We start from the raw sequence: 23185 nt of genomic DNA, 5'->3' as shown, positions 1-23185 counted from the left end.
TTACATCCCGTAGGATTTACATATTATCGTAAAGTACAACCTTTATCTGCTAATGTTGCTAACATCGCTTGGATTCTATCTTCAATATCAGCATCTACTAATGTACCTTCATGAGAACGGAAAGACAAAGTATAGGCTAAGCTACGATATCCTTCTTGGATATGTTCCCCTTCGTATACGTCAAAGATACGAACACTTTCAAGATATTCGCCGCCTTCTTGTTCCATCACTTCTAATACATCAATAGCTTGCACTTCTTTTGGCGCTACAATCGCTAAGTCACGACTAGTACCAGGGAATTTAGAAATTGCTGTAAACGAAATTCCTTTGCGGTTCACTTGTAACAATGCTTCTAAATCCATTTCAAATAAATATGCTTTACCACTAATGTCATAATGACTTGCTACTTGTGGATGTAGTTCACCAAAGCGTACAATTTCAACACCCTCTACGGAGATACTAGCACTCACACCTGGATGTAAGTAATATTCTTTACTACGGCTGATTGCATAATTTTCAACACCAAGATTAGCGAGTACAGATTCAATAATACCTTTTAGATCATAGAAATCTACATTTCTAGCCGGTATATTCCATTCTTGGCGATCCCATTTGCCTAGGATAACCCCTGCTACCATCATGCGTTCGTTTGGCAATTCTGTAAGCGGTAATGCCTTAGGCTCATACACAGCAGCTACTTCAAAAATGGCTAAATCTAGATTCTTTTGGGCTACATTGCGTTTTGCGGTTTCTAAGATGCTAGGTACTAAGGTAGTACGCATCACCGGGAATTCTTCGGAAATTGGGTTTAGAATAGGAATCGCTTGATGTCTGCTATCTGTTTCAGGAATTAACAAATCTTGTAAACTATCTTTATGCATGAAACTAAAAGTAATAATTTCATCTAAACCAGCTTCAGCCAAAGCATGTTTTACATCATGTACTAACGCATGCATAGGAGATACTGTTCCTGTTTGGATTCGTGCCAATGGCGTAGTAGGTGCGATATTATCATAGTTGTGAATGCGTGCTACTTCTTCCGCAATATCTGGCATGCCTGTTACATCATCACGCCAAGATGGAATAGTAGCCACTAATGTCTCACCATCAACTTTCACATCGAAGGATAAAGTTGTTAGGATAGTGATCATCTCTTCTTCTGCAATATTAGTACCTAAATACGAATTCACAGCTTCACTTGTGAAAGACACTGTACGCACTTCTTTTGGCGTTGCATACACATCAATCACACCTTTTGCTACGGTAGCGCCTGGTGTGATTTCCAATAACAATTGTGCTGCCCGATCTAACGCTAGTGGTGTCACTTCGCTATTCACACCACGTTCAAAACGACCAGATGCTTCAGAGCGCAAGCCTAATGCACGAGAGGTACGGCGAACAGATGCTCCATTAAATACAGCAGCTTCCAATACAACCGTTGTTGTTTCATTGAACACTTCACTATCAGCACCACCCATGACACCAGCTACCCCTACAGGACGGTCAGTATCAGCAATAACAAGCATAGTGTTTGCTAATGTACGATCATTGCTATCCAAGGTTTGAATCACTTCTCCCTCTGTAGCTTTACGAGCTATTAAACTATGTCCATGTAGATGATCATAGTCGTAAGCATGCATTGGTTGACCTAATTCTAACATCACATAATTCGTTACGTCCACCACATTATTGATAGGACGAATACCGCAATTACGCAAACGATTTTGTAACCATAATGGAGATTTTTGAACTTTTACATTTTCAATCAAACGTCCCATGAAACGAGAACATAACTCTGTATCAGCAATAGAAATATTCAAACGACCTTCTATAGATGGTCCCTCTTCTTGCACTGTTACCTCTGGGAATGTAGCTTCTGTTTTATCTAATACAGCAAATTCACGGCTTAAACCAACCATGGAGAAACAATCGGCACGGTTTGGCGTCAACTCAAATTCATAGACTACATCATTAAGACCTAGCACTTCTTTTACATCTTGTCCAATAGCTGTACCTTCAGGGAAGATATAAATACCAGTTGCTTCTTCTGGTAACACTACATCTGTAGATAAGCCAAATTCTGCTACAGAACAGAACATGCCTTCTGATGTTTGTCCACGAAGTTTGCCTTTTTTAATTTCTGTACCATCTGCTAAACGAGATTTATGGTACGCTACAGGAACGATTTGTCCCACTGCCACATTAGTAGCTGCTGTTACGATTTGTTTCGTAACCGGCTCACCTTCTTCTGTTAAGCATTCTACTTGGCACACTTGTAATTTATCTGCATCAGGATGTTTTGTAATTTCTACAATTTTTCCTGTATAGATTTTTTTAATACCTGTATCACAGTTAATCACTTCTTCTACTGGGATCCCAGCTTGTGTTAAGGCATCTGCAAATTCTTGAGGGTTCTCGCCAAGATTCACAGATACATAGTCTTTCATCCATTGTAAACTAGCTTTCACGGTAACCTCCTAGAATTGCGTTAAGAAACGTTTATCATTTTCATAGAATAAACGTAAATCATTAATACCATATTTCAACATTGCAATACGTTCTACGCCCATGCCGAAGGCAAAGCCTTGTACTTCATTTGGATCATAGCCATTCAATTTCAATACATTAGGATGGACCATACCACAACCAAGAATTTCTAACCACCCTGTATGAGAGCATACACGGCATCCTTCACCGTGGCACATGCAACAAGAAATATCTACTTCTGCACTTGGTTCTGTGAAAGGGAAGAAACTTGTACGGAAACGTACGGCTGTATCTTCACCAAACATGTGTTTCAAGAACAACTCCAAGGTCCCTTTTAAGTCAGAGAAGGTAATATGTTTATCAATAACAAGACCTTCTACTTGATGGAATACTGGAGAATGTGTAGCATCATAGTCCCAACGATATACTTTTCCCGGTGCGATCATACGGATAGGTGAATTTTTTTCGCTACCTTGCAATGTTCTCGCTTGCACTGGAGATGTATGGGTACGAAGTAATACGGAATCGGTAATATAGAAAGAATCTTGCATATCACGAGCTGGATGATCTGCCGCTAAATTCAGGCATTCAAAGTTAAAATAGTCTGACTCAATTTCAGGACCTTCTTCTACAGCATAGCCCATAGACACAAAAAATTGTTCAATTTCTTCGTTGATTTTTGTTAATGGATGTAAATGGCCTTTACGAACAGGACGACCTGGTAATGTAATATCAATAGTTTCTTGTTCTAATTTAGCTGCCAATACAGCAGCCTCCATTTGTTGTTGTACTTCATCCAAGGCTTCTTCCAACGCTACACGCACTGTATTTACCAAGGCACCCATAGCAGGACGCTCTTCTGGAGATAGTTTACCCAATCCTTTTAATAAGGAGGTAACTTCTCCCTTTTTACCTAAATAGGTAACACGAATATCTTGTAATTCCTGCAAGTTCGCAGCCCCTTGAATTTGGGCGATTGCTTTCTCTTGCAATGCTTGCAATTGTTCTTTCATTGATTCCTATCCTCCAACTATTCTTCATCTAACAACGACCATGGCAATTCTGGTAATACCAAATCGTCAAGAACCATAAAAGTTCCACTTCCCATATAGACAAGGTCTCCCATATCATTATACAAACGACAAGATGTAACCATCGTACTTTGACCTTTGTGTTCCACATTGGATACACCGCGGATTCTTGCATTTTTCGGCAATGATTTCACAAAATTACCATTAATTTGTGCCGTTGTCACTTGCTTTCCTAGTGTAATACAAGCCAATCCCATGAGATAATCTGATACACTCAAATGTACCCCACCATACACATCGCCTCGCGGATTACTGTGTAATTGTTCTTCACTGTGAAAATCTAGTTCCACATGTCCTGGTGACACATTCTTAAGTGTCACATGATGTAGCACCTCAAAAGGATGTGAACTTGTATGCTCTTGAAAGTATTCTAATAATGTTCTATGTTCCATATAGCTAACCTTTCTAAGCTTATCTTTTTATTATAGAGGAAAGTCTACCTCATTATCAATAGATAGCTTAGAAATCCTTGATTAAATCTAATAACCCTTGTTCATCCATCACAGGGATACCCAATTGTTCTGCTTTCGTTAGTTTACTACCTGCATCATCACCGGCAATGACCAAAGTAGTTTTTTTACTGACAGAACCTGTTACCTTCGCTCCATGAGCTTCTAGGATTGCCCCTGCTTCAGAACGACCCATGGAAGTGAGTTTACCAGTCAATACAATAATCTGTCCTTCTAGTTCATTACCAGCTGCTTTTTGTACGTCCTCTTCTAATCGTACTCCAGCATTTCTCAGACCTTCTACTAACTGACGATTTCGTTCATCTCCAAAATATTCCACTAAGCTTTTCGCCATAGTAGGGCCAATTTCATCAATGCTAGTCAATTCGTCCATGGTCGCATGCATCAAAGTATCGATGGAGGTAAAGTATTTCGCAATGGTCTGTCCTGCTTTTGCACCAATAAGACGAATCCCTAAGCCAAATAACAAGCGACCTAGTCCACGTTCTTTAGACTCTTCAATAGCTTGTAATAAATTTTGAGCCGACTTTTTGCCCATTCGTTCCAAAGATGTAATATCTTCCTCTTTCAAATGGTATAGATCCACCACAGTTATAATACGATGGTTCGTCACTAAGGCTTCTACAATACTAGGACCTAATCCGTCAATGTTCATGGCATCACGGGATGCAAAGTGAATAATGCCTTCCTTCTCTACCGCTGGGCAATGTTCATTACTACAATAAATAGCCACTTCCCCTTCACGGCGCACCGTAGGAGATTCACAAACCGGGCAAGCATTGGGCATTTCGTAAGGTACAGAATTCGATTTTCGTTTATCTACCACCACAGAAATTACCTCTGGAATAATTTCTGCGGCTTTATGAATACGTACTGTATCACCAATACGAATGTCTTTTTCTTTAATAAAGTCTTCATTGTGCAAAGTTGCCCGTGATACATTCGTACCAGATACGAAGACAGATTCTAATTCTGCCGTTGGCGTTAATACCCCTGTGCGACCTACATTTATAGTAATATCTTTAACGACAGTTTCCACTTCTTCTGGTGGATATTTGAAGGCCGTCGCCCATTTGGGATCCTTCGCTGTCGTGCCCAAGGTTTCTTGGTCTTCAAAATCATTCACTTTGATGACCATACCATCTGTATCATAAGGCAAGTTATGTCGCTCTACCTCCCAGTAATGAATATGCTCCACAACCTCTGCTATGGATTGACACACTTTATAGTGAGGATTGACATGAAATTTAAAAGCTTCAAGTTGCTCTAATAATTCCTGTTGTGTATGTATGTTAGATCCTTCTGATGAACCAATCGCATAGGCAAAAAAGTCTAAATTTCGACTCGCCGTAATGGCTGGATCTTGTTGGCGCAACGACCCTGCTGCCGCATTACGAGGATTCACAAAGGTTTGCAAACCTGCTTCTTCTCGTTCTTCATTGATTCGTTTGAACTCCTTATGCGGCATATAGGCTTCTCCACGAATTTCAATAAAAGGAGGCGCATTGTCAATGACTAATTGAATAGACTGAATGGTTTTTACATTCGCTGTTACATCTTCCCCTACACGACCATCACCACGTGTGACAGCACGTACAAAGAGACCATTTTCATAATGTAAGTTAACCGCTAAGCCATCAATCTTCAATTCCACTACATATTGCGGAGCATGACCCAATTCTTTTTCACAGCGCACCCCAAATTGTTCTACTTCAGCATCATTAAACACATTGCCCAAGCTGAGCATTCGTTGTCCATGGACTACTTTTTCAAAGCTACCTTCCACCTTGGCACCTACCCGTTGCGTAGGAGAGGTCGGCACAATATACTCTGGATGTGCTGTTTCTAACTCTACTAATTTTCGATATAATACATCATAGTCATAGTCAGAAATAATGGGAGCATCTTTCACATAATATAAATACGCATGATGGGCTAATTCTTTTTGTAATTGTTGAATGTCTTCTTGAATACTCATTGTATGATTTCCTTATTTTTTTCGTATAGGAGCGAACTTAGCCATAATTTGTCGTAATCCCTGTGTAGGGAACTCAATTTTTAGTTTTACATTGGCACCTTCACCAACTACATCCACTACAGTTCCTTCGCCCCATTTAGCATGGATAGCAGTATCTCCCACAGTCCAATCTACTACCTGTGGATTACGAATCATAGGTTTTGTAACAGGTCGATTCGCTACAGATTGATGGAATGGTACATTTCGTTGTAATTCTTCCTTCACAGTTCGTTTTGGACGTACTTCTTCTACAAGCTCACTCGGAATTTCTTTTAAGAAACGAGATGGTAAATACCCTGTAGTTTTACCAAATACAGTCCGTGTTGTGGCGTTCGATACATATAACTCTTCTTCAGCTCGAGTAATCCCTACATAAGCAATACGACGCTCTTCTTCCACTTCTTCTGGATTCATCAACGTACGGCTATGGGGGAATAATCCTTCTTCTAAACCAGCTAAGAATACCACGGGGAACTCTAGTCCCTTTGCTGCATGCAAAGTCATTAATGTCACTTTGGATTCTTCTTGTTCAAAGGAATCTACATCATTCACCAATGCTACCTGCTCAAGAAAGTCTTGTAAAGTACCTTGTGGATTTGTATCCATAAACTCTTTGGCTACCGATACCAACTCACCAATATTTTCCAACCGAGCTTGGTCTTGTGGGTCTGTACTATTCTCTAGTTCCACTACATATCCAGTCCGATCTAGTACGGCCTCAATAATACCTTGTACGGAAAGCTCTGTAGCCTCGTTGACTAAGGTAAAAATTAAACCCATAAACTCTTCTAATTTTTCTTTCGTTTTACCTTTTATCGTAGGAATTTGGTTCAATTGACTCAATGTCATAAATAGTGAATTATTCGTTTCTCTTGCAAAATCCTGTAATTTACCGACTGTAGTTAATCCAATACTACGTTTTGGTACATTAATAATACGTTGTAAACAAATATCATCAAATGGATTGATTAAAATACGCAAGTACGCCAAAATATCTTTGATTTCTTTACGATCGTAGAACTTGGTGCCTCCTACCATTGTATAAGGAATACCCCGTTTAATCATGGATTCTTCTAGCACACGAGACTGTGCATTAGTACGATATAAAATAGCCATATCTCCATAACTACGATTGTGAATTTCCTTTTGTTTTTTGATGGTATCTCCTATGAAAGCTCCTTCTTCTTGCTCCGACTGGGCTTCAAAATGACGGATTTTTGCTCCATCACCTTTATCTGTCCACAAGACTTTTTCAGGACGACCTTCATTATAATCAATAACAGCATTCGCAGCTTCTAATATGGTTTTTGTAGATCGATAATTTTGTTCTAGCTTGATCAATTTTGCGTTAGGGTAATCTTTTTCAAAATCCAAGATATTTTGAATATCAGCACCACGCCAAGCATAGATACTTTGATCCACATCACCTACAACGCATAAATTATTCCATTTAGAAGCTAATAAAGACGCCAATGTATACTGTGCATGGTTTGTATCTTGATACTCATCGATCATAATATAACGGAAACGATGACTGTACTTTTCTAGTACGGCTGGATTTTCTTGTAATAATTTAACAGCTACTAGCAATAAATCATCAAAATCTAAAGCATTATTTTTTCGCAATTCTGCTTCATAATAATCGTACACCTTAGACACTTGTTGTGAATAAAAGTCACGAGCTTCACTACGAAAATCTTTTGCCAATTTCATCTTATTTTTTGCATCACTAATCTGTGATTGCATAGCTCCTACAGGGTAATATTTATCATCCAAGTTTAAAGCTTTAATGGCCTGTTTGATAACAGCCTGAGAGTCACTAGAATCGTAAATAGAAAAGTTCTTACTATACCCCATAAAGGAATCTAGTTCAAAACGCAAAAACTTCGCACAAAAAGAATGGAACGTACTAAGCCAAATACGATGCGCCGTATCACCGACCAACGTTTCCACACGTTCTTTCATTTCTTTAGCCGCTTTATTGGTAAACGTAATGGCTAAAATTTCATAGGGGCTCACCCCTTGTGTCAACAAATAGGCGATACGATATGTTAACACTCGTGTTTTACCTGATCCAGCGCCAGCCAATATAAGAAGAGGCCCTTCAGTTGCGTATACTGCCTCTTGTTGCTCTTTATTTAAACCGTCAAATATCATAATACCTCTCTTGCATATAACAAGGGTGCGCTGTGTTTCACTACAACGCACCCCCTATGATAAATTAGCCTTTCATAGCCCCCACGATTGGTGGTACTACTTGTTTTTTACGGGATAATGTATGTTCTAAATATACTTCATTGTCCACAGGTTGTGCATTAAATGCAGCTGCTACCACATCATTCGCATCTCCAACAAAGATTAAGTTTGTTGCTTCTGTTAAGATATTTGTAATCATTAAGTAAGAAGCGCTGTAATTATTGGCACTACGCAATGTTTCCATAGCTTTTAACAAACATGCTTTACGACCCAAAATATCTGTAGTATCCATTACTTGGATTTGTCCAATACTGATGATCTTTCCATTTGCTTCAAATTCTTTTAAATCTGTACGCACGATTTTTTCATCGGAATAATCAGATACATCAGAACCAGCTTTCAATAAATCCATACCATATTCTTCTAAGTTAACACCAGCAATGTCTGCTAATTTTCTAGCTATTTCTTTATCTTTTTCAGTGCAAGTAGGAGAACGGAATAATACTGTATCGGAAATGATAGCAGACAGCATCAAACCAGCAATATTTTTAGGAATCTCTTGGCCATATTGCCAGTATAAATTAGCAAGAATTGTACAAGTACATCCTACAGTTTCATAATGAATGAAAATAGGATTGTCTGTTACTAACCCACCAATACGATGGTGATCAATATTTTCGATTAATTCAGCTTCTTCAATATCATCGATAATTTGTACTTTTTCGTTGTGGTCTACCAACACTACTTTAGTTTTTTGTTTTGGAGCTTCCACATTAGAACGAATGATGCCGTAGTATGCGCCATTGTCTACTACTGGATAGCCACCGATGTGGGAATTAGCTTTGAAGTCACGTAATTTTGTTTCTTTGCTAATCACTTGGCAAGAAGTTTTTGTACAAATCTCACCAGCTGTTACACCAGAGTTACCACCCATGGCAGCTTCTAACGCATCAATTAAGCGTTGTGCCGTAATCGTACCTACATACGTAGTACCATTTTCTACCACTGGAATACGGTTCATTTCATATTGTTTACGCCATGCTAACACATCTTGTAACGTTGCTTTTGCATCGACTGCTGGAATTGTTTCTAGTACATCTTCTACTGTTACAGCAAAAGAAGTTACGATTTCTGGGTGTTCAAAACCAAAATACTTTAACGCAAAAGATGTTTCTTTATTAGCTTGACCCGCACAAATTGGTTGTGCTGGAAAGCCCATTTGATTTTTTAAATTTGCATAAGAAATTGCAGAACAAATAGAATCTGTATCTGGACTCTTATGTCCTGTTACTAAAATTGTATCTCTTAACATACTGTCACCTCTTATAATCATCACTTGAGTTATATATCAATGTTTCTTTATTATACCATAATTAGTCATAAAATGCATACAAAAAAGACCTCGTAAACAACAGTTTACAAGGCCTTCTCATTCGTTTCTATTACGCATTTTTAGAAACTACTTGTTCTCCTTTGTAAGAACCACATGTTGGGCAAACGCGATGCGGCATCATTGGTTCGTGACATTGTGGACAAGCTACATAACCAGGTACTTCTAATTTCCAGTTAGCACGACGACGATCGCGACGGCATTTGGAAAGTCTACGCTTTGGTACTGCCATTATCTGCACCTCCTTAACATAATCACTAGGTATTAATCATCATTTTCTTCCTTCAGCAATGTTCTTAGCACTGCTAATCGAGGATCTACCACAAAGGATTCACAAGAGCATGGCGAAACATTTTGATCTGCTCCACACTGAACACACAATCCTTTGCAATCATCCTGACATAACACTTGAGAGGGCTCATTGATGATTAATGTTTCCCGAATGGTCTCCGTTAGATCAATTTCTTCCCCATCGAAAGAAATTATATCATCGTCTCCATTGTTGGAATGTGTAACACCAAAAGTCTCTTCAAATGGAACAGTATGGGTATAATTAGTATCGGTTAAGCATCTTGAGCACTCATATTGTCCATTTGTTGTTATGGTACCATTCACCACATAATGTTGACCATCATAACGAAGCTCACCACTAATGGTTATATCATGACGGCTCCAAGGAAAAGCAGATACGTCACCAAGATCATTACCTGATGTCGTACATAGAAAAGGGACAATACGTCCAATCTGTTCTTTTGCTTGCTCTACTTGCAGTTTCATAATTTTACCTCGACTATACTATTATAGCTACCTATACTATCTTTGTCAAATGCTAGCCCCTATATGTTGTTAAGTTTTCATAAAACCCATACAAGACATAGCACTCGACTATCATGTGAAAAAGAGCTCTCCTTATGGAGAGCCCTTATGTATGTGGATTAATTTATCGAAAAATTAATTACATTTCTTCGAATTGGTCTTTACCAACCCCACAAACTGGGCAAAGGTAATCAGCTGGTTGATCTTCGAATTTAACGCCTTCAACAGCTTCGTCGTAAACCCAACCGCATACTACGCAAACGTATTTTTTATCCATTATGTGCACCACCTTTCGTACTAAAAGATTTTGTCTCAGATACTTTATCTGTAAACAGTATACCACTACAATCGAAAACTTTCAATATATTCTCAATCATTTTCTATGTTATTTTTGTATACCTGTTTGCAAACTACGCATAGCAAATAAGTGGTACAACATGGTGAATCCCATCAACGAATGCCTATGTATCACCAACGTCGACTGGCACCGCCACCACCAGAGGAACCGCCACCAAATCCTCCGAATCCGCCACCACCGGAACGACCGGAGCCACCGCCCCTTCGTCCTGACGCTAGGATCCACAACAAGGATTGCGTAATGGCGCCGCCAAACAAAGTGAAATCAAGGATTAACAACAGCAATATACCGCCGCCAATCAATAGCATTTCAAAAGGGCTTAGCTCCACTACATCCTTATCTGTATATGTTTGACTACCATCAATGGTGACCCCATATTCTTTAGCCGTTTCACCAACTAATACAGCATAGGTATTGACTACTCCTGTTCCTATATGACCTTGTTTAAAGTGAGGGATTGTATAGTCATCCAAGATTTGACCTGCTTTCGCATCATTAATAGCACCTTCTAGACCATAGCCAACCTCGATGCGCATTTGCTTATCTTTCATTGCCACCAAGAACAACACGCCATTGTTGGCGTCCTTCTGTCCCACGCCCCAAGAACGAAACACACGATTCGCATAGTCTGTAACATCCTCTCCCTCTAATGTGGGAACCAGTAAGACGGCTATCTGCGCTTTCGTTTTCTTTTGCAGTTCCAAGCCCATGCGATTCATTGATTGAATCTCTTCTTTTGTCAGGGTCTGCGTTTGATCTAAGACATATCCATTCTTGGGGGGATTAGGCACATCTAAAGCGAAAACAGATAGACTCGTCAGACACATCCATATGGTGACAACTGCACAGCTGATACAAGCAGACCATGCGTATTTTTTCATCATCTTGCCACCTTTCTTATATCCATGCATTCCTCATTCTATTAAATTATAAAAAGAATCATCCTATAATCGGAATGGCACTCGGCATCTTACTACGATATACCAGTACAAAGACTCTTATGTACTTTAAAAATAATTACATTCTTAAGTACAGAAACTTGCCATCCTATTATATTCCAACACAATCAGTCGCAGCACATACCGCTCTTGTAGAAACTTGCACCCCTATTATATTCCATAGCAACATTAGAACTGTACTTTCGGTGCACTTTGCGCCCCTTGGTCTGCTTCAAAATATGGTTTTACTTGAAAGCCCATAGGACTAGCAATTAAGGATGTAGGCAAGGTACGAATCTTCATGTTATAGGCTTGTACACTTCCGTTATAATCTTTACGTGCCACCGCAATACGATTTTCAGTACCAGCTAATTCATCTTGTAAAGCTCTAAAATTAGCATCAGCTTTTAAGTTAGGATAATTTTCCACTACCACTAGCAACCGACTTAAGGCGCTACTCAACTCTTGGTTCGCTTTTGCTGTTTCTTCTACTGTCTTGGCACCGCCTAATTTAGCACGTGCATCTGCTACCGCTTGGATAGTTTCTTTTTCATGGGTCGCATAGCCTTTCACCGTATTTACTAAGTTGGGAATTAAATCAGAGCGGCGTTGTAATTGTGTTTGCACTTGTGCCCATTGCCCATTCACTTGTTCTTCCGTTTGTACTAATCCATTGTAGGAACTAAATATCCAAATTAAAAGAATACCTACAATACCTAAACCAATTAACCATGACTTTTTCATAAGTCCTCCTTTACAACTTGTACTCCTAATGTATGTACCTGCATCACCACAAGTTATTTAATTGATGTATCCCTATAAGAGATATCGCTATTTTATGTCTATCCTTATGTGTATACTTAGGTTCATACCGAGTGTTTACAAAATTACATTTCTATTAATTCTACACCTATCAAAAATAACCTATCAGAAACTTTCACAGATATAATTTAATAATAGGAGTACTTATATTATACATTGTTTTAGACTTCTTTTATAGCAACTATATTTTTTCATTTTATTAGGCTATAATGAAAGCATGTTGAAAGTCCCAGCGATTCAGAAGGATGAATCACTACTCTATATAGGAGGTATTATGAAAACTAAATTAACAGAATTATTAGGCATTCAGTATCCTATCATTCAAGGTGCTATGGCTTGGACATCTGAGCACACCTTAGCAGCTGCCGTTGCCAACGCTGGAGCTACTGGCGTTATCGCTACTGGCGGTCGTGACACAGAATGGGTTCGCCAAGAAATCCGTCAATGTAAATCTTTAACAGATAAACCATTTGGTGTGAACTTAATGTTAATGGCACCAAACTTAGATGATATCTTAGCTGTTATCGTAGAAGAGAAACCTGCTTTCGTGACTTTAGGTGCTGGCAATCCTGTTCCTTTCATTGAACCATTACACGCAGCAGGTATCAAAGTTATTCCTGTAGTACCGAATGTGAAATTAGCTAAGCGCGTGGCAGCCGCAGGAGCCGATGCCATCATCATTGAAGGCCAAGAAGCTGGCGGTCACATCGGTACACAAACAACAATGGCTCTACTTGAAAACGTAGTACCAGAAGTAGATATTCCTGTCGTTATCGCCGGTGGTATCGTTGACGGACGTGGTTTAGCTGCTGGTTTGACTATGGGCGCTTCTGGTGTGCAAATGGGATCTCGCTTCATTTTAGCAGAAGAATGTAAAATGCATCAAAATTGTAAAGATGCCATCATCAATGCTACTGACACAGATTCCACTGTAACAGGTCTTACTTTCAACCATGGCGTACGTGGTCTAAAAAGTGAATTTACGGCTCGTTATTTAGAAGCTGAATACAGCTGTGCTCCTAAGAGTGAATTAACAGCCATGGCTATCGGCACCAACAAAAAAGCTGCCGTGGACGGCGACATTGTGAACGGCGTTGTTCAAGTTGGTCAAGGTCTGAACCGCTTAACACAAGTAGAACCAGCGAAAACTATCGTAGAATCCGTTGTAGCTGAGGCTAAAAAGGCAATAAAAAAAGCGCAACAATTTATCTAAACCAAATATATCTACAAATTTATAAATTAATCAGTAAACGAATATAGTTCATTAGATATCATTAGATATCATAAGTTCCAATATATTTCTATAGCATTCCTGTTTTTCTATGCTAATAAGTACAAATTATTTCTTGAACTAATATCCTGTTATTGCTGAAGATACGTTACATATATTGTAGTTATTTACAGCTACATCTAGGAGGTTACTATGCTACCATTTAAAGGAAAGTATCCAAAATTAGATCCAAAAAGTCACGCTATGCCAGGGGCTGAGCTTGCTGGCGATGTAGAATTAAAAGAATATGCCTCTGTATGGCAAAATGTATCTGCCCGTGGAGACGTCAATAAAATCGTTGTAGGTCGCTACTCCAACGTACAAGATAATTCTGTACTTCACGTGGACGATGATCACGCTTGCATCCTTGGTGACTTTGTCACCATCGGTCACAGTGCCATCATCCACGCCTCTACCCTAGAGGACCATGTATTGGTGGGCATGGGGGCTATCGTTCTTAGCCGTTGTCACATCGGCCGTGGCTCCATCATCGGCGCAGGCGCACTCGTTCTAGAAGACACAGAAATCCCACCCTACTCCCTTGTGGTAGGTAGCCCTGCCAAAGTCATCCGCACAGATGAAAAAATGATTGAAAAAATCCACAACCAAGCTGTAAAATACAAAACATTGTGGACAAAAGAATACGGATTCTTGCCAGATGCAGATGGCGAAGTATGGGATCCTAGCCAAACTATTGTATAAAACAACACAATGATTTTTTATAAAAAGAGCTGTATAGTATTCCCTATACAGCTCTTTTAGTTCACTCTTTATCTCGTAATCGTGCATACCTATTGTCTTATAGCAGAAAATAAGTTGCTCGACGTATCCTTATCTTTTCTAAAAAATCTATTATAATCATTTGACTCTCATATATATTTAATGTGAATATCAGCCAATATAAAACGGATATTTGACATTACAGTTCAAATATCCGCTATTTTATAATATTAATTTAACTAGCTCATGTTATTCCATATACAACACTACATCCTCCTGCTTCAAGGACGCTTGTATATCAATAATCCGCTGGTTACTACTGCCTCTAAAGGCTAATCCAGGATCTCGTAACTCATCCACGAATTTACCATCTACTAAGATATGGCATCGCTCTAACAATTGGCGTTTATTAGGGCATGCTAATATTTCTTCATAGGTATATCCCGAATAGACCCAAATTGGCTTTTTAGGTACTATTTTTAATACTCTATCCACTAAGGGCACCAATCCATCAATATTTTGAAATGGTTCTCCTCCTAATAAGGTCAATCCACTACATGCAGGAGATACGACATAAGAAAGCAATCGTTCCGTATCATCTTCAGTCCATTCTTTGCCAGCGGAAAAATCTTGATATTCTTCGTTAAAGCAATTATAGCAACAATGGGTACACCCAGTAACGAATAAGGATGTACGGATGCCCTCACCATTAGCAATATCATATTGTCTAAGCTGTCCATACCGCATAGTACAACCTTCTTTCATCAGTGTATTAAATATGCATTACACGATCTTTTATCTCCTTCGTACGACCTTCGTTCCAGAAGTTTTCTCCTAAATATCCGCAAGTTCTACGAATGACCGTTAAGGTATCACGATTGGTATTATGACACCGAGGACATTCCCATTGCACTTGATCATTGACGATGATCTCACCATCAAAGCCACATTCATGACAGTAGTCAGATTTTGTGTTAAACTCCGCATAGGAAATGGTATCGTAAATATACTGCATCATGGTCAACAAAGCAGGAATATTGTTGTTCATATTTGGAATTTCCGCATAGGAAATACATCCTCCTGTGGATAATTTTTGGAACTCCGATTCGAAAGCAAATTTGTCGAATACATTGATTTCTTCTCGTACGTTCACATGGTAACTATTGGTATAGTACCCTTTGTCCGTAATATCTGGAATTTCCCCAAACCGTGCTCTATCAATGGAGGAAAAACGATTTGTAAGACTTTCAGCTGGCGTACCATAGAGGGCAAAGCCGATATTGTGTTTGCTGCGCCATGTTTCCGTAGCATTATGCAAACGTTCCATCACTTTTTTAGCAAACTCATGGCCTGTGTCCGACGTATTGGAATCTCCCACAATTAGCTTGGTCGCCTCATATAAGCCGATATAGCCCAAGGAAATCGTTGCATACCCACCTTCTAGTAAGGGATGAATTGGTGCCCCTTTAGGCAAGCGAGCAATGGCTCCATATTGCCAATGAATCGGTGACACATCACTGGTCACATCTTTCAATAGATCATAGCGGAATAACAAGGCTTTTTCTGCTAATTCTAACCGTTTTTCAAGAATTTCAAAAAACACATCTTCCTTACCTTGTGCTAAAATTCCAATTTGCGGTAAATTCAAGCTCACTACGCCCATATTAAAGCGACCATTGAATACATACTCGCCCTTGTCATTTTTCCAAGGAGACAAGAAGGAGCGGCATCCCATAGGAGCAAATACATTGCCCTCATAGATTTCTTTCATTTTTTTCGCAGAAATATAGTCTGGGTACATGCGTTTCGCCGTACATTGCGCTGCCAATTCTGTTAAATAGTAGTATTCACTGGTAGGATGTACATTGTGTTCATCTAGTACATAAATCAACTTAGGGAAAGCTGGTGTAATGTACACATCAGCTTCATTTTTAATACCTTGGATGCGCTGTTTTAAAATTTCTTCATCGATTAACGCAGCTTCTTTTGCCAATTCACTTGTTGGATCAAAGTGCATGAACAAAGTTACAAATGGGGCCTGTCCATTGGTGGTCATCAATGTATTGATTTGGTACTGTATAGTTTGTATACCGTCTTTTACCTCTTTTTTCGTACGGTTCCAAGCAATTTCTTCTGCTTTTGTCACATCTGGAGTCATGCCATACACTTCAACTTGTTCTTGTAGTGTTAACTCAAAATATTTATCATATGATTTCCGTACGTAAGGAGCTAATATACGATCAATGCCATTAATACTTTGCCCGCCATATTGACCAGACGCAACCTGCGCAATAATCTGCGTTGTCACCGTACATGCCACCTGAAAGGATTTAGGCGTATCAATGCGTTTCCCATTGATAACAGTACCGTTCGTCAACATATCTTCTAAGTTCACTAAACAGCAATTAAACATAGGTTGGATGATATAGTCCATATCATGGAAATGGATAGCACCGCTGTCATGAGCTTGTACAATATCTGTAGGGATTAATTTTCTACGAGCAATATCCTTGCTCACTTCCCCTGCAATCAAATCGCGTTGTGTGGACACAATGGACGCATCTTTATTGGAATTTTCATCTAGGACCGCTACATTAGACCGATTGAGCAAGCCAAATACATCTTTATCCGTCGTATTTTCCACCCGCTTGAAAGCTTGTACTGCTTTATAATTTTCATAGGCACGAGCCGTAGCTGGATTATTATTTTCTAGGAGCTTATAATACACTTGATCTTCAATGGCATAGATGGTAATATTACGTCCCATTTTTTCAGCATATGCTTCGATTTCATTAGCGATTTGCAATGCCAATCCTGGCGTATACATCCCCGTACTACTATGCATAGCCTTTTCGATAGCCACAATGATCTTTTCTTTATCAAAGGCAACCACTTTGCCATCCCGTTTTATTACCTGTATCATAATATAACCTCCTATTGACTCATGTCACTTATGCCAGTATAAGCATGATGGACATTCGATTCAGTATGAACTATACGCAATATATAACAGATACACTGACTGCCTTTACATTGCATAATTAAATCAAAATGTAGACATATAAAAAGAGCAGTCTCTGCTCCTGTCTATGGTTTGTCTACACTTGTAGCTTATTCTTACTTAACCTTTAGTGCCTAGGCATTCTATAAGTTCTAGAACAATTATTTCAAGAACTTACTCATGTGTCTAATCATCTAGTATGGTATTAGATGTTTCACTAGAAACTACCCTGCACGGGTATCATTGACTTTAGTTTACAACATCTTGTAGCTAATTTCAATCTAAAACACTATATCATGTATATCAATTAGATATAGTAAACTTATAAAAAATCATAGAACTATATAATTTTGAAGAATTACCACATATTATGATTCACTAAGTTGCATGAAAAAAGGACTTTCAGCGAATGACTAATTGATATAGAAGATACGTTGACATTCCTATTATTTTTAAATTCATTTCACACTGTACAGCAATAGATAACATGACACCGAACACAAAAAAGCGACTACATCCAACAGGATCTAGTCGCTTTTCATAACCTACATATTATAATTTAATTTTTGTAGCAATCCATGCGGATAGAATTGCTTTTACAATATCACCAATGATAAATGGATAGAACAAAATTCCCAAGGCTTTTTGTAATCCATCAGCAGTAAATGGTATATTTGCAACAGACATGAAATACGGCACCGCCGCTACATAGGTAATGGCAATACTCACTACCGTAGCTACTACAGCATATCTAAGAAAACTTTTTTCTGTTCCCTTTAAACAACTAACTGCCGTATAAGCGATAGGCCAAATCAAAATAAATCCGCCTGTAGGGCCCAGTATTTTCCCCATCCCACCAGTAAATCCAGTAAATACAGGTAATCCAACTGCTCCTAACAATACATAGACTAATAATGTCAAAAATGCTTGTTTTGGTGGCAATAATAGACCAATCAAACAAAGTGCAACGGTAATTAAGGAAATCATTCCTACTCCCATTGGGTTGGGAATCGATAATTGAGCCATTACACAAACTAATGCCACGAGTAATGCCATTTTTGTCAACTCTCTAGTCTTTAACATTTACTAACTCCTCTTCATAAATCCATTTACAACGAGCACGCCCTCCATGAGTACCGACTAATTCGCACTCACCAATTTGTGTATGCTTTTCTGAATGGATTGTAAGTTTTTCTACATAAATAACATCTCCACCATAAAATGGCGCAGAAAACGTAATATCTAATTGAAGTAACATTGTTTCATCTAACACGTGATGGGCCATGTGTGATAACACCATTAATTCTGGTACAACAGGAACTTCTTCCCGATAGATGGGATTATCATCTTGAATGGCATCGACAAACTCAAGAATTGATTCTGGTGTAAACACAAATTTCGTTCTTGTTCTGTCTTTCAACTCACCTGGCCAAACCTTTGGCATTTCCCCCAATGAAACTTCATCATGGTGATTCCATTCGGAATCGAACCGTTCTAACATCGTGGACACTAAGGTTCCTTTTGAATTACAAACCGTCACTATATGTTCTTGCTTTCTTGGGGTATAGTTAATTTGTAACTGCGGTGATCTTGTAGTTCGTTTGTATTGCACATTTCGTACAATAACGGCATTCGGTACTTCTCTTACACTTGCTAAACCTTTACAAAGTGTATGCATAGTACTACCTCCTCCCCATAACATGGGTATACTGGATCTGACAAGCTTACATGATTCTTACATTCTGTTACACCTTTATTATAAGAAATCCAACGTCATATAGTCAACTTATTTTTCAAATTATTCGTTAACATATGCTACTTGCCTGTTCACATACACTGTACAAGCAAAGCAAAAGGACTGTCATAGAGGGATTCTCCCCTTCTATGACAGTCCTTATCTATTCTTTTCTACATCTCGACGATGCGACTTGTTTACTTAGAAAGAGTATCCTACTCCTGCATGCAAACCTTTCACATCCGTTTTATTTTGATTCATATTGTATTGATCATATTGATAGTACACATTTAAATCAATATCTGGACGTAATCCATAGGAAGCTCCCACTTGGTAAGTTCCTTTAATATCATTACCGAAACCTACTTTAGCAAAGCCTTCAATTTTATCAGCTAATTGCGTATGACCAATTACACCTGCTTGGTAACCAAAGCCACTTTGTTTGGGACCCATATCTACGTATGTACCAGCACCGTATACATTGATATTAGGATGCACCGCATAAGCACCCGCCAATTGATGATCTTTAATATCAGCACCTGTACGATGTACTTTATTAAAAGAATATTGTGCCGCTAAATTATCGGATACACCTTTCTGTGCAGATACGCCAAAGCCATCTTTACGTTTTATATCTTGGGCTGTTTTTTTAGATAAAGAATATTCAGCGGCTACTTTTGTTTCGCCTGCATTAATATTTGTGACAGGAACAGCAGCTGCGAATGCAGAAGCACTAAAGGCAGCTAATACAGCTGTGGCTACTATGATTTTCTTCATAATATCCTCCTACTATGAGTATCTTATCGTTTCATGAAAGCTGGTACGTCTGGAGAGTTTCCTGTAGCACCGAATGGACTTTTACGAGCAAAACTATTGGAAGAACCTTGGTCACCAAAACCAGTAGCTACCACAGTGATGTACACTTTGTCGCCTACATTTTCATCGATAACAGAACCGAAGATAATATTTGCCTCTGGATCTGCTGCTTCAGAAATAATTTCTGCTGCTTCATTAATTTCAAATAAGCTTAATTCTTCGCTACCAGTAATGTTTAACAAGATGCCTTTTGCACCGTCAATGGAAGTTTCCAATAGTGGGCTATTGATTGCTTGTTTCGCAGCATCTACAGCGCGGTTTTCACCTTCACCTACGCCGATACCCATCAATGCTTCACCTTGGTTTGTCATGATAGTTTTTACATCGGCAAAGTCAAGGTTGATTAAACCTGGCTTTGTAATTAAGTCAGAAATACCTTTGATACCTTGACGCAATACTTCGTCAGCTGTTAAGAACGCATCTTTCAAGGAAGTTTTACGATCAATGATACCCAACAAACGGTCATTTGGAATTGTGATGATAGTATCCACTTTACCAGTTAATGCTTCAATACCACGTTCAGCTTGTTCTTTACGTTTTTTACCTTCAAAGCCAAATGGTTTTGTCACAACACCCACAGTTAATGCGCCAGCTTCACGAGCACATTCTGCCACTACAGGAGCTGCACCAGTACCAGTACCACCTCCCATACCAGCAGTAACGAAAACCATGTCAGCACCTTGTAATGCTTTCAAAATATCTTCGCGACTTTCTTCTGCTGCTTCACGGCCTACTTCTGGATTCGCACCAGCGCCTAAGCCTTTAGTAGCCTTCTCACCAATTTGGATGCGAACAGGTACATTAGTACCATCTAATGCTTGTGTCTCTGTATTAGCTACTAGGAAATCAACATTTTCCAAGTCGCTACCAATCATACGAGATACGGCATTTCCGCCGCCGCCACCAACACCAATAACTTTAATTTTTGCAAACTCTGACATCGAATGCTCCTCCTCTTTACTAGAGATATATTTCATATGCTATTACAATGACATTATACTACTAGTCTATCTTATCATTTATAATTTGCTTTTATTTTACAATATATTCTATATTTTTTCAATGAAAGTCAAAAATTGACTTTAAATTTTCTATGTATGTAGTCGTTTTGTTAATAATAATCTACGGATAGCCGCTGTATTTTGAAATAAACGCAACCCAAATGAGATCAATGCTACATAATATAAATCTATGCCTACCACATTTCCTAAAAATACCAATACTGCTGCTAATAAGGAATTAGAAAAGAACCCTGTAATAAAAATAGACAGTCCAAATGTTCTTTCTATAGCCGCTCTTGTGCCGCCAAAAACAGAATCCAAAGCAGCTAAGAGTGCCACAGATGTATATTTAGCATAGGATACTGGTACATCAAAGGGTGTAATAATACCAATGACAATGCCTAGTAGTAATCCTCCTATAATCCACACGTATACCATCATTGACCTCCCTTCACTTTGATGTAATTTTGTTTTATCGTTCCATCATAAGCAGGGACCGTCACATGCTCTTCATCTTGAATTTTCACTTCAATCCCCCAATATTTGAGAGACTCTACTACACCACCTCGCATGGTCAAAGCAGAATGTAATGTTTTTGTATCTCCAATGGCCTTGATAATAAATGGAGGTGCAAAAATCTTTCCATTCACTGTTACCGTAGGTCCAGAGCATCGAATCTCTGAAGTTCCTATGAGCCGCTGATCATTGATAGAGATGGCTTCCGCCCCAGCTGCTCTTAGTTCATTCACAATGCGAAGCATATCCTCATCATGAATTAGATATAAATTTGGGTTTTCCCCATCTTTCACAGGCGTTTTGCTATCTGTTATGGTTAGCACCACACCAGGACCTTCTACGTCGACTAAGGAAGCCCTAAGGGATAACAGTTGATTTTCTTCTTTCATACCCTCTAGACTTCCTTCTTCTTTCATAGTAGCAATTTGTTTTTTAAGGCCCGCCCGTTCTTCTTGAAGAGAGTGAATCTTTAGTGCCAACTCTCCACTTCTTTGTAAGTTTATATTGCCATCTGCAATAGTCTGCGTCATTCTGTACTGCGTAACAAGCATGACCCCTACAATCATACTTACTACAGCTATGGCGATACGCCCTTGTTTCAACTTTGTACTCCTTTATTGTGTTTTAATAAAAGGGGATTTAATATTTACATCGATAAACTCAGCAGATACATGACGTTGTGCAATATCCACAAGCATATCTGCAGTTATTTTTGCCTTTTCTTCTAAATTATTACGATCACCAATATGAATTGGCAAGCCTTCTACCGTATAGGCAATCATTTTATCAGCATCACCTACATTGATTTCACCAATTTTCTTTCGTCCCTCTTCAGTGAAAGCCTCCATATACGCAATGGCTCCACGGATTCCCTCAGCTTCAATAGTATCGCCTAATAATGCATTCCCTAATCGCACTCCAGAAATAATAGGCACCGTTGTGTCAGGAATAGTAGCACTACTAGCAATAACCATACCGTTTCGATCTAAAGAAACAAATCCAAATTGAGAAGGAACTACAACCAACGCTTTTCGTTCTTTCACATCTACCTGCAAAGTAAGTGGTAATGCATAAGATACATGTGCCGTATCCACACGTATATCCTTTTGTAAACGCTCTTCTAAAGCGCCCGTTCTAACCCGCAAAATATTGACAGGATACCCTAAATCACCTATGTGTACCACATCTTCTGACGTTAATTGACTATTTCCTGTCACCTGAATTTGACCAATTGGCAACGGTAATGTAAAGAGACCGATTAATATGCAGGCACCAACAACTACTTTCCAGACCGCTGGCTTAGATTGTTTACGTGGTTTTGACTTCCGTCTACGCCGTACACGCTTAGGTCCTTCTGGTGTATCTATGGTCACAACTTCCCAACCATCTTCTATAGGATGCCTCTGTCTTTCATTCGTTGGTTGTTCCTCAAATAGAGGAACACGCTGCTCCTCTTGCGTTTGAAACCCATTTACATTCAT

Annotated in this window: 22 protein-coding genes; 2 read left to right on the top strand and 20 right to left on the bottom strand. The window is 39.0% G+C overall.

Annotated features, from left to right (window positions below):
• Positions 1 to 23: 23 nt before the first annotated feature.
• From pheT to EO121_RS03520, 11 genes are all read right to left on the bottom strand, one after another.
• The gene (gene pheT, locus EO121_RS03570) at positions 24 to 2468 is read right to left on the bottom strand and encodes a phenylalanine--tRNA ligase subunit beta (RefSeq protein WP_127166089.1); all 2445 of its coding nucleotides are present in this window, start codon (positions 2466 to 2468) and stop codon (positions 24 to 26) included.
• A gap of 9 nt (positions 2469 to 2477) precedes the next feature.
• Positions 2478 to 3500 (bottom strand): phenylalanine--tRNA ligase subunit alpha, encoded by a 1023-nt coding sequence (gene pheS, locus EO121_RS03565; RefSeq protein ID WP_127166087.1) that lies wholly within the window; start codon positions 3498 to 3500, stop codon positions 2478 to 2480.
• A gap of 17 nt (positions 3501 to 3517) precedes the next feature.
• A complete protein-coding gene (locus tag EO121_RS03560) occupies positions 3518 to 3970 on the bottom strand; it encodes a PaaI family thioesterase (RefSeq protein ID WP_127166086.1) in 453 nt (150 codons plus the stop codon).
• 67 nt (positions 3971 to 4037) lie between these two features.
• Positions 4038 to 6026 carry an NAD-dependent DNA ligase LigA gene (ligA, locus tag EO121_RS03555; RefSeq protein WP_127166084.1) on the bottom strand — a complete coding sequence of 663 codons (1989 nt, stop codon included), beginning with the start codon at positions 6024 to 6026 and terminating at the stop codon, positions 4038 to 4040.
• Positions 6027 to 6038: 12 nt separating this feature from the next.
• Positions 6039 to 8222 carry a DNA helicase PcrA gene (gene pcrA / locus EO121_RS03550; RefSeq protein ID WP_127166082.1) on the bottom strand — a complete coding sequence of 728 codons (2184 nt, stop codon included), beginning with the start codon at positions 8220 to 8222 and terminating at the stop codon, positions 6039 to 6041.
• Positions 8223 to 8286: 64 nt separating this feature from the next.
• Positions 8287 to 9573, bottom strand: coding sequence for a manganese-dependent inorganic pyrophosphatase (locus tag EO121_RS03545; protein WP_127166080.1), 1287 nt, complete (start codon positions 9571 to 9573; stop codon positions 8287 to 8289).
• A 130-nt stretch (positions 9574 to 9703) separates the two neighbouring features.
• Entirely contained in the window at positions 9704 to 9883 is a 180-nt protein-coding gene (rpmF, locus tag EO121_RS03540) for a 50S ribosomal protein L32 (RefSeq protein WP_009354192.1), read from the bottom strand.
• Positions 9884 to 9915: 32 nt separating this feature from the next.
• Positions 9916 to 10428: a DUF177 domain-containing protein gene (locus EO121_RS03535; RefSeq protein WP_127166078.1), complete on the bottom strand. Its 513-nt coding sequence runs from the start codon at positions 10426 to 10428 to the stop codon at positions 9916 to 9918.
• Positions 10429 to 10606: 178 nt separating this feature from the next.
• Positions 10607 to 10744, bottom strand: a complete 138-nt coding sequence (locus EO121_RS03530) for a rubredoxin (RefSeq protein ID WP_009354175.1) — start codon at positions 10742 to 10744, stop codon at positions 10607 to 10609.
• A gap of 191 nt (positions 10745 to 10935) precedes the next feature.
• Complete coding sequence (locus EO121_RS03525; protein WP_164725851.1) at positions 10936 to 11706, bottom strand: YgcG family protein; 771 nt, start codon at positions 11704 to 11706, stop codon at positions 10936 to 10938.
• Positions 11707 to 11952: 246 nt separating this feature from the next.
• Positions 11953 to 12507 carry a LemA family protein gene (locus EO121_RS03520; RefSeq protein WP_127147929.1) on the bottom strand — a complete coding sequence of 185 codons (555 nt, stop codon included), beginning with the start codon at positions 12505 to 12507 and terminating at the stop codon, positions 11953 to 11955.
• 352 nt (positions 12508 to 12859) lie between these two features.
• Here EO121_RS03520 and EO121_RS03515 point away from each other — a divergent pair, with 352 nt between their 5' ends.
• Together EO121_RS03515 and EO121_RS03510 are read left to right on the top strand one after the other, a co-directional pair.
• Positions 12860 to 13798 (top strand): nitronate monooxygenase, encoded by a 939-nt coding sequence (locus EO121_RS03515; RefSeq protein WP_127166074.1) that lies wholly within the window; start codon positions 12860 to 12862, stop codon positions 13796 to 13798.
• Between the two features lie 210 nt (positions 13799 to 14008).
• Positions 14009 to 14557, top strand: coding sequence for a gamma carbonic anhydrase family protein (locus EO121_RS03510; protein WP_127166072.1), 549 nt, complete (start codon positions 14009 to 14011; stop codon positions 14555 to 14557).
• Positions 14558 to 14824: 267 nt separating this feature from the next.
• On the opposite strand, the gene nrdG is transcribed toward EO121_RS03510, so the two are convergent.
• The 9 genes from nrdG to EO121_RS03465 form a co-directional block, all read right to left on the bottom strand.
• Positions 14825 to 15322: an anaerobic ribonucleoside-triphosphate reductase activating protein gene (nrdG, locus tag EO121_RS03505; RefSeq protein ID WP_127166070.1), complete on the bottom strand. Its 498-nt coding sequence runs from the start codon at positions 15320 to 15322 to the stop codon at positions 14825 to 14827.
• 25 nt (positions 15323 to 15347) lie between these two features.
• Complete coding sequence (gene nrdD / locus EO121_RS03500; RefSeq protein WP_127166068.1) at positions 15348 to 17498, bottom strand: anaerobic ribonucleoside-triphosphate reductase; 2151 nt, start codon at positions 17496 to 17498, stop codon at positions 15348 to 15350.
• 630 nt (positions 17499 to 18128) lie between these two features.
• Positions 18129 to 18659 (bottom strand): biotin transporter BioY, encoded by a 531-nt coding sequence (locus tag EO121_RS03495; RefSeq protein ID WP_127166067.1) that lies wholly within the window; start codon positions 18657 to 18659, stop codon positions 18129 to 18131.
• Positions 18646 to 19254 (bottom strand): hypothetical protein, encoded by a 609-nt coding sequence (locus EO121_RS03490; protein ID WP_127160214.1) that lies wholly within the window; start codon positions 19252 to 19254, stop codon positions 18646 to 18648. Before EO121_RS03490 ends, EO121_RS03495 begins: the two co-directional genes overlap by 14 nt.
• Before the next feature lie 258 nt (positions 19255 to 19512).
• On the bottom strand, positions 19513 to 20088 hold the full coding sequence (locus EO121_RS03485) for an outer membrane beta-barrel protein (RefSeq protein WP_127166065.1): 576 nt from the start codon (positions 20086 to 20088) through the stop codon (positions 19513 to 19515).
• Between the two features lie 23 nt (positions 20089 to 20111).
• The gene (gene ftsZ, locus EO121_RS03480; protein ID WP_240629385.1) at positions 20112 to 21128 is read right to left on the bottom strand and encodes a cell division protein FtsZ; all 1017 of its coding nucleotides are present in this window, start codon (positions 21126 to 21128) and stop codon (positions 20112 to 20114) included.
• A gap of 150 nt (positions 21129 to 21278) precedes the next feature.
• On the bottom strand, positions 21279 to 21629 hold the full coding sequence (locus EO121_RS03475; RefSeq protein WP_127166062.1) for a small basic family protein: 351 nt from the start codon (positions 21627 to 21629) through the stop codon (positions 21279 to 21281).
• Positions 21626 to 22306 (bottom strand): DUF881 domain-containing protein, encoded by a 681-nt coding sequence (locus EO121_RS03470; protein WP_127166060.1) that lies wholly within the window; start codon positions 22304 to 22306, stop codon positions 21626 to 21628. The genes EO121_RS03475 and EO121_RS03470 overlap by 4 nt, the downstream gene beginning before the upstream one ends.
• A gap of 12 nt (positions 22307 to 22318) precedes the next feature.
• Complete coding sequence (locus EO121_RS03465; RefSeq protein WP_127166058.1) at positions 22319 to 23185, bottom strand: cell division protein FtsQ/DivIB; 867 nt, start codon at positions 23183 to 23185, stop codon at positions 22319 to 22321.

Origin of the sequence: Veillonella sp. CHU732, from assembly GCF_003992085.1 — a bacterium.
Taxonomy (GTDB): domain Bacteria; phylum Bacillota; class Negativicutes; order Veillonellales; family Veillonellaceae; genus F0422.
This window is presented reverse-complemented; position numbering and strand designations above follow the sequence as displayed.

Coding starts and splice junctions, on each gene's coding strand:
- pheS (WP_127166087.1), bottom strand. CDS start 3,500: ATGAAAGAACAATTGCAAGCATTGCAAGAGAAAGCAATCGCCCAAATT.
- EO121_RS03560 (WP_127166086.1), bottom strand. CDS start 3,970: ATGGAACATAGAACATTATTAGAATACTTTCAAGAGCATACAAGTTCA.
- ligA (WP_127166084.1), bottom strand. CDS start 6,026: ATGAGTATTCAAGAAGACATTCAACAATTACAAAAAGAATTAGCCCAT.
- pcrA (WP_127166082.1), bottom strand. CDS start 8,222: ATGATATTTGACGGTTTAAATAAAGAGCAACAAGAGGCAGTATACGCA.
- EO121_RS03545 (WP_127166080.1), bottom strand. CDS start 9,573: ATGTTAAGAGATACAATTTTAGTAACAGGACATAAGAGTCCAGATACA.
- rpmF (WP_009354192.1), bottom strand. CDS start 9,883: ATGGCAGTACCAAAGCGTAGACTTTCCAAATGCCGTCGCGATCGTCGT.
- EO121_RS03535 (WP_127166078.1), bottom strand. CDS start 10,428: ATGAAACTGCAAGTAGAGCAAGCAAAAGAACAGATTGGACGTATTGTC.
- EO121_RS03530 (WP_009354175.1), bottom strand. CDS start 10,744: ATGGATAAAAAATACGTTTGCGTAGTATGCGGTTGGGTTTACGACGAA.
- EO121_RS03525 (WP_164725851.1), bottom strand. CDS start 11,706: ATGAAAAAATACGCATGGTCTGCTTGTATCAGCTGTGCAGTTGTCACC.
- EO121_RS03520 (WP_127147929.1), bottom strand. CDS start 12,507: ATGAAAAAGTCATGGTTAATTGGTTTAGGTATTGTAGGTATTCTTTTA.
- EO121_RS03515 (WP_127166074.1), top strand. CDS start 12,860: ATGAAAACTAAATTAACAGAATTATTAGGCATTCAGTATCCTATCATT.
- EO121_RS03510 (WP_127166072.1), top strand. CDS start 14,009: ATGCTACCATTTAAAGGAAAGTATCCAAAATTAGATCCAAAAAGTCAC.
- nrdG (WP_127166070.1), bottom strand. CDS start 15,322: ATGCGGTATGGACAGCTTAGACAATATGATATTGCTAATGGTGAGGGC.
- nrdD (WP_127166068.1), bottom strand. CDS start 17,498: ATGATACAGGTAATAAAACGGGATGGCAAAGTGGTTGCCTTTGATAAA.
- EO121_RS03495 (WP_127166067.1), bottom strand. CDS start 18,659: ATGTTAAAGACTAGAGAGTTGACAAAAATGGCATTACTCGTGGCATTA.
- EO121_RS03490 (WP_127160214.1), bottom strand. CDS start 19,254: ATGCATACACTTTGTAAAGGTTTAGCAAGTGTAAGAGAAGTACCGAAT.
- EO121_RS03485 (WP_127166065.1), bottom strand. CDS start 20,088: ATGAAGAAAATCATAGTAGCCACAGCTGTATTAGCTGCCTTTAGTGCT.
- ftsZ (WP_240629385.1), bottom strand. CDS start 21,128: ATGTCAGAGTTTGCAAAAATTAAAGTTATTGGTGTTGGTGGCGGCGGC.
- EO121_RS03475 (WP_127166062.1), bottom strand. CDS start 21,629: ATGATGGTATACGTGTGGATTATAGGAGGATTACTACTAGGCATTGTC.
- EO121_RS03465 (WP_127166058.1), bottom strand. CDS start 23,185: ATGAATGTAAATGGGTTTCAAACGCAAGAGGAGCAGCGTGTTCCTCTA.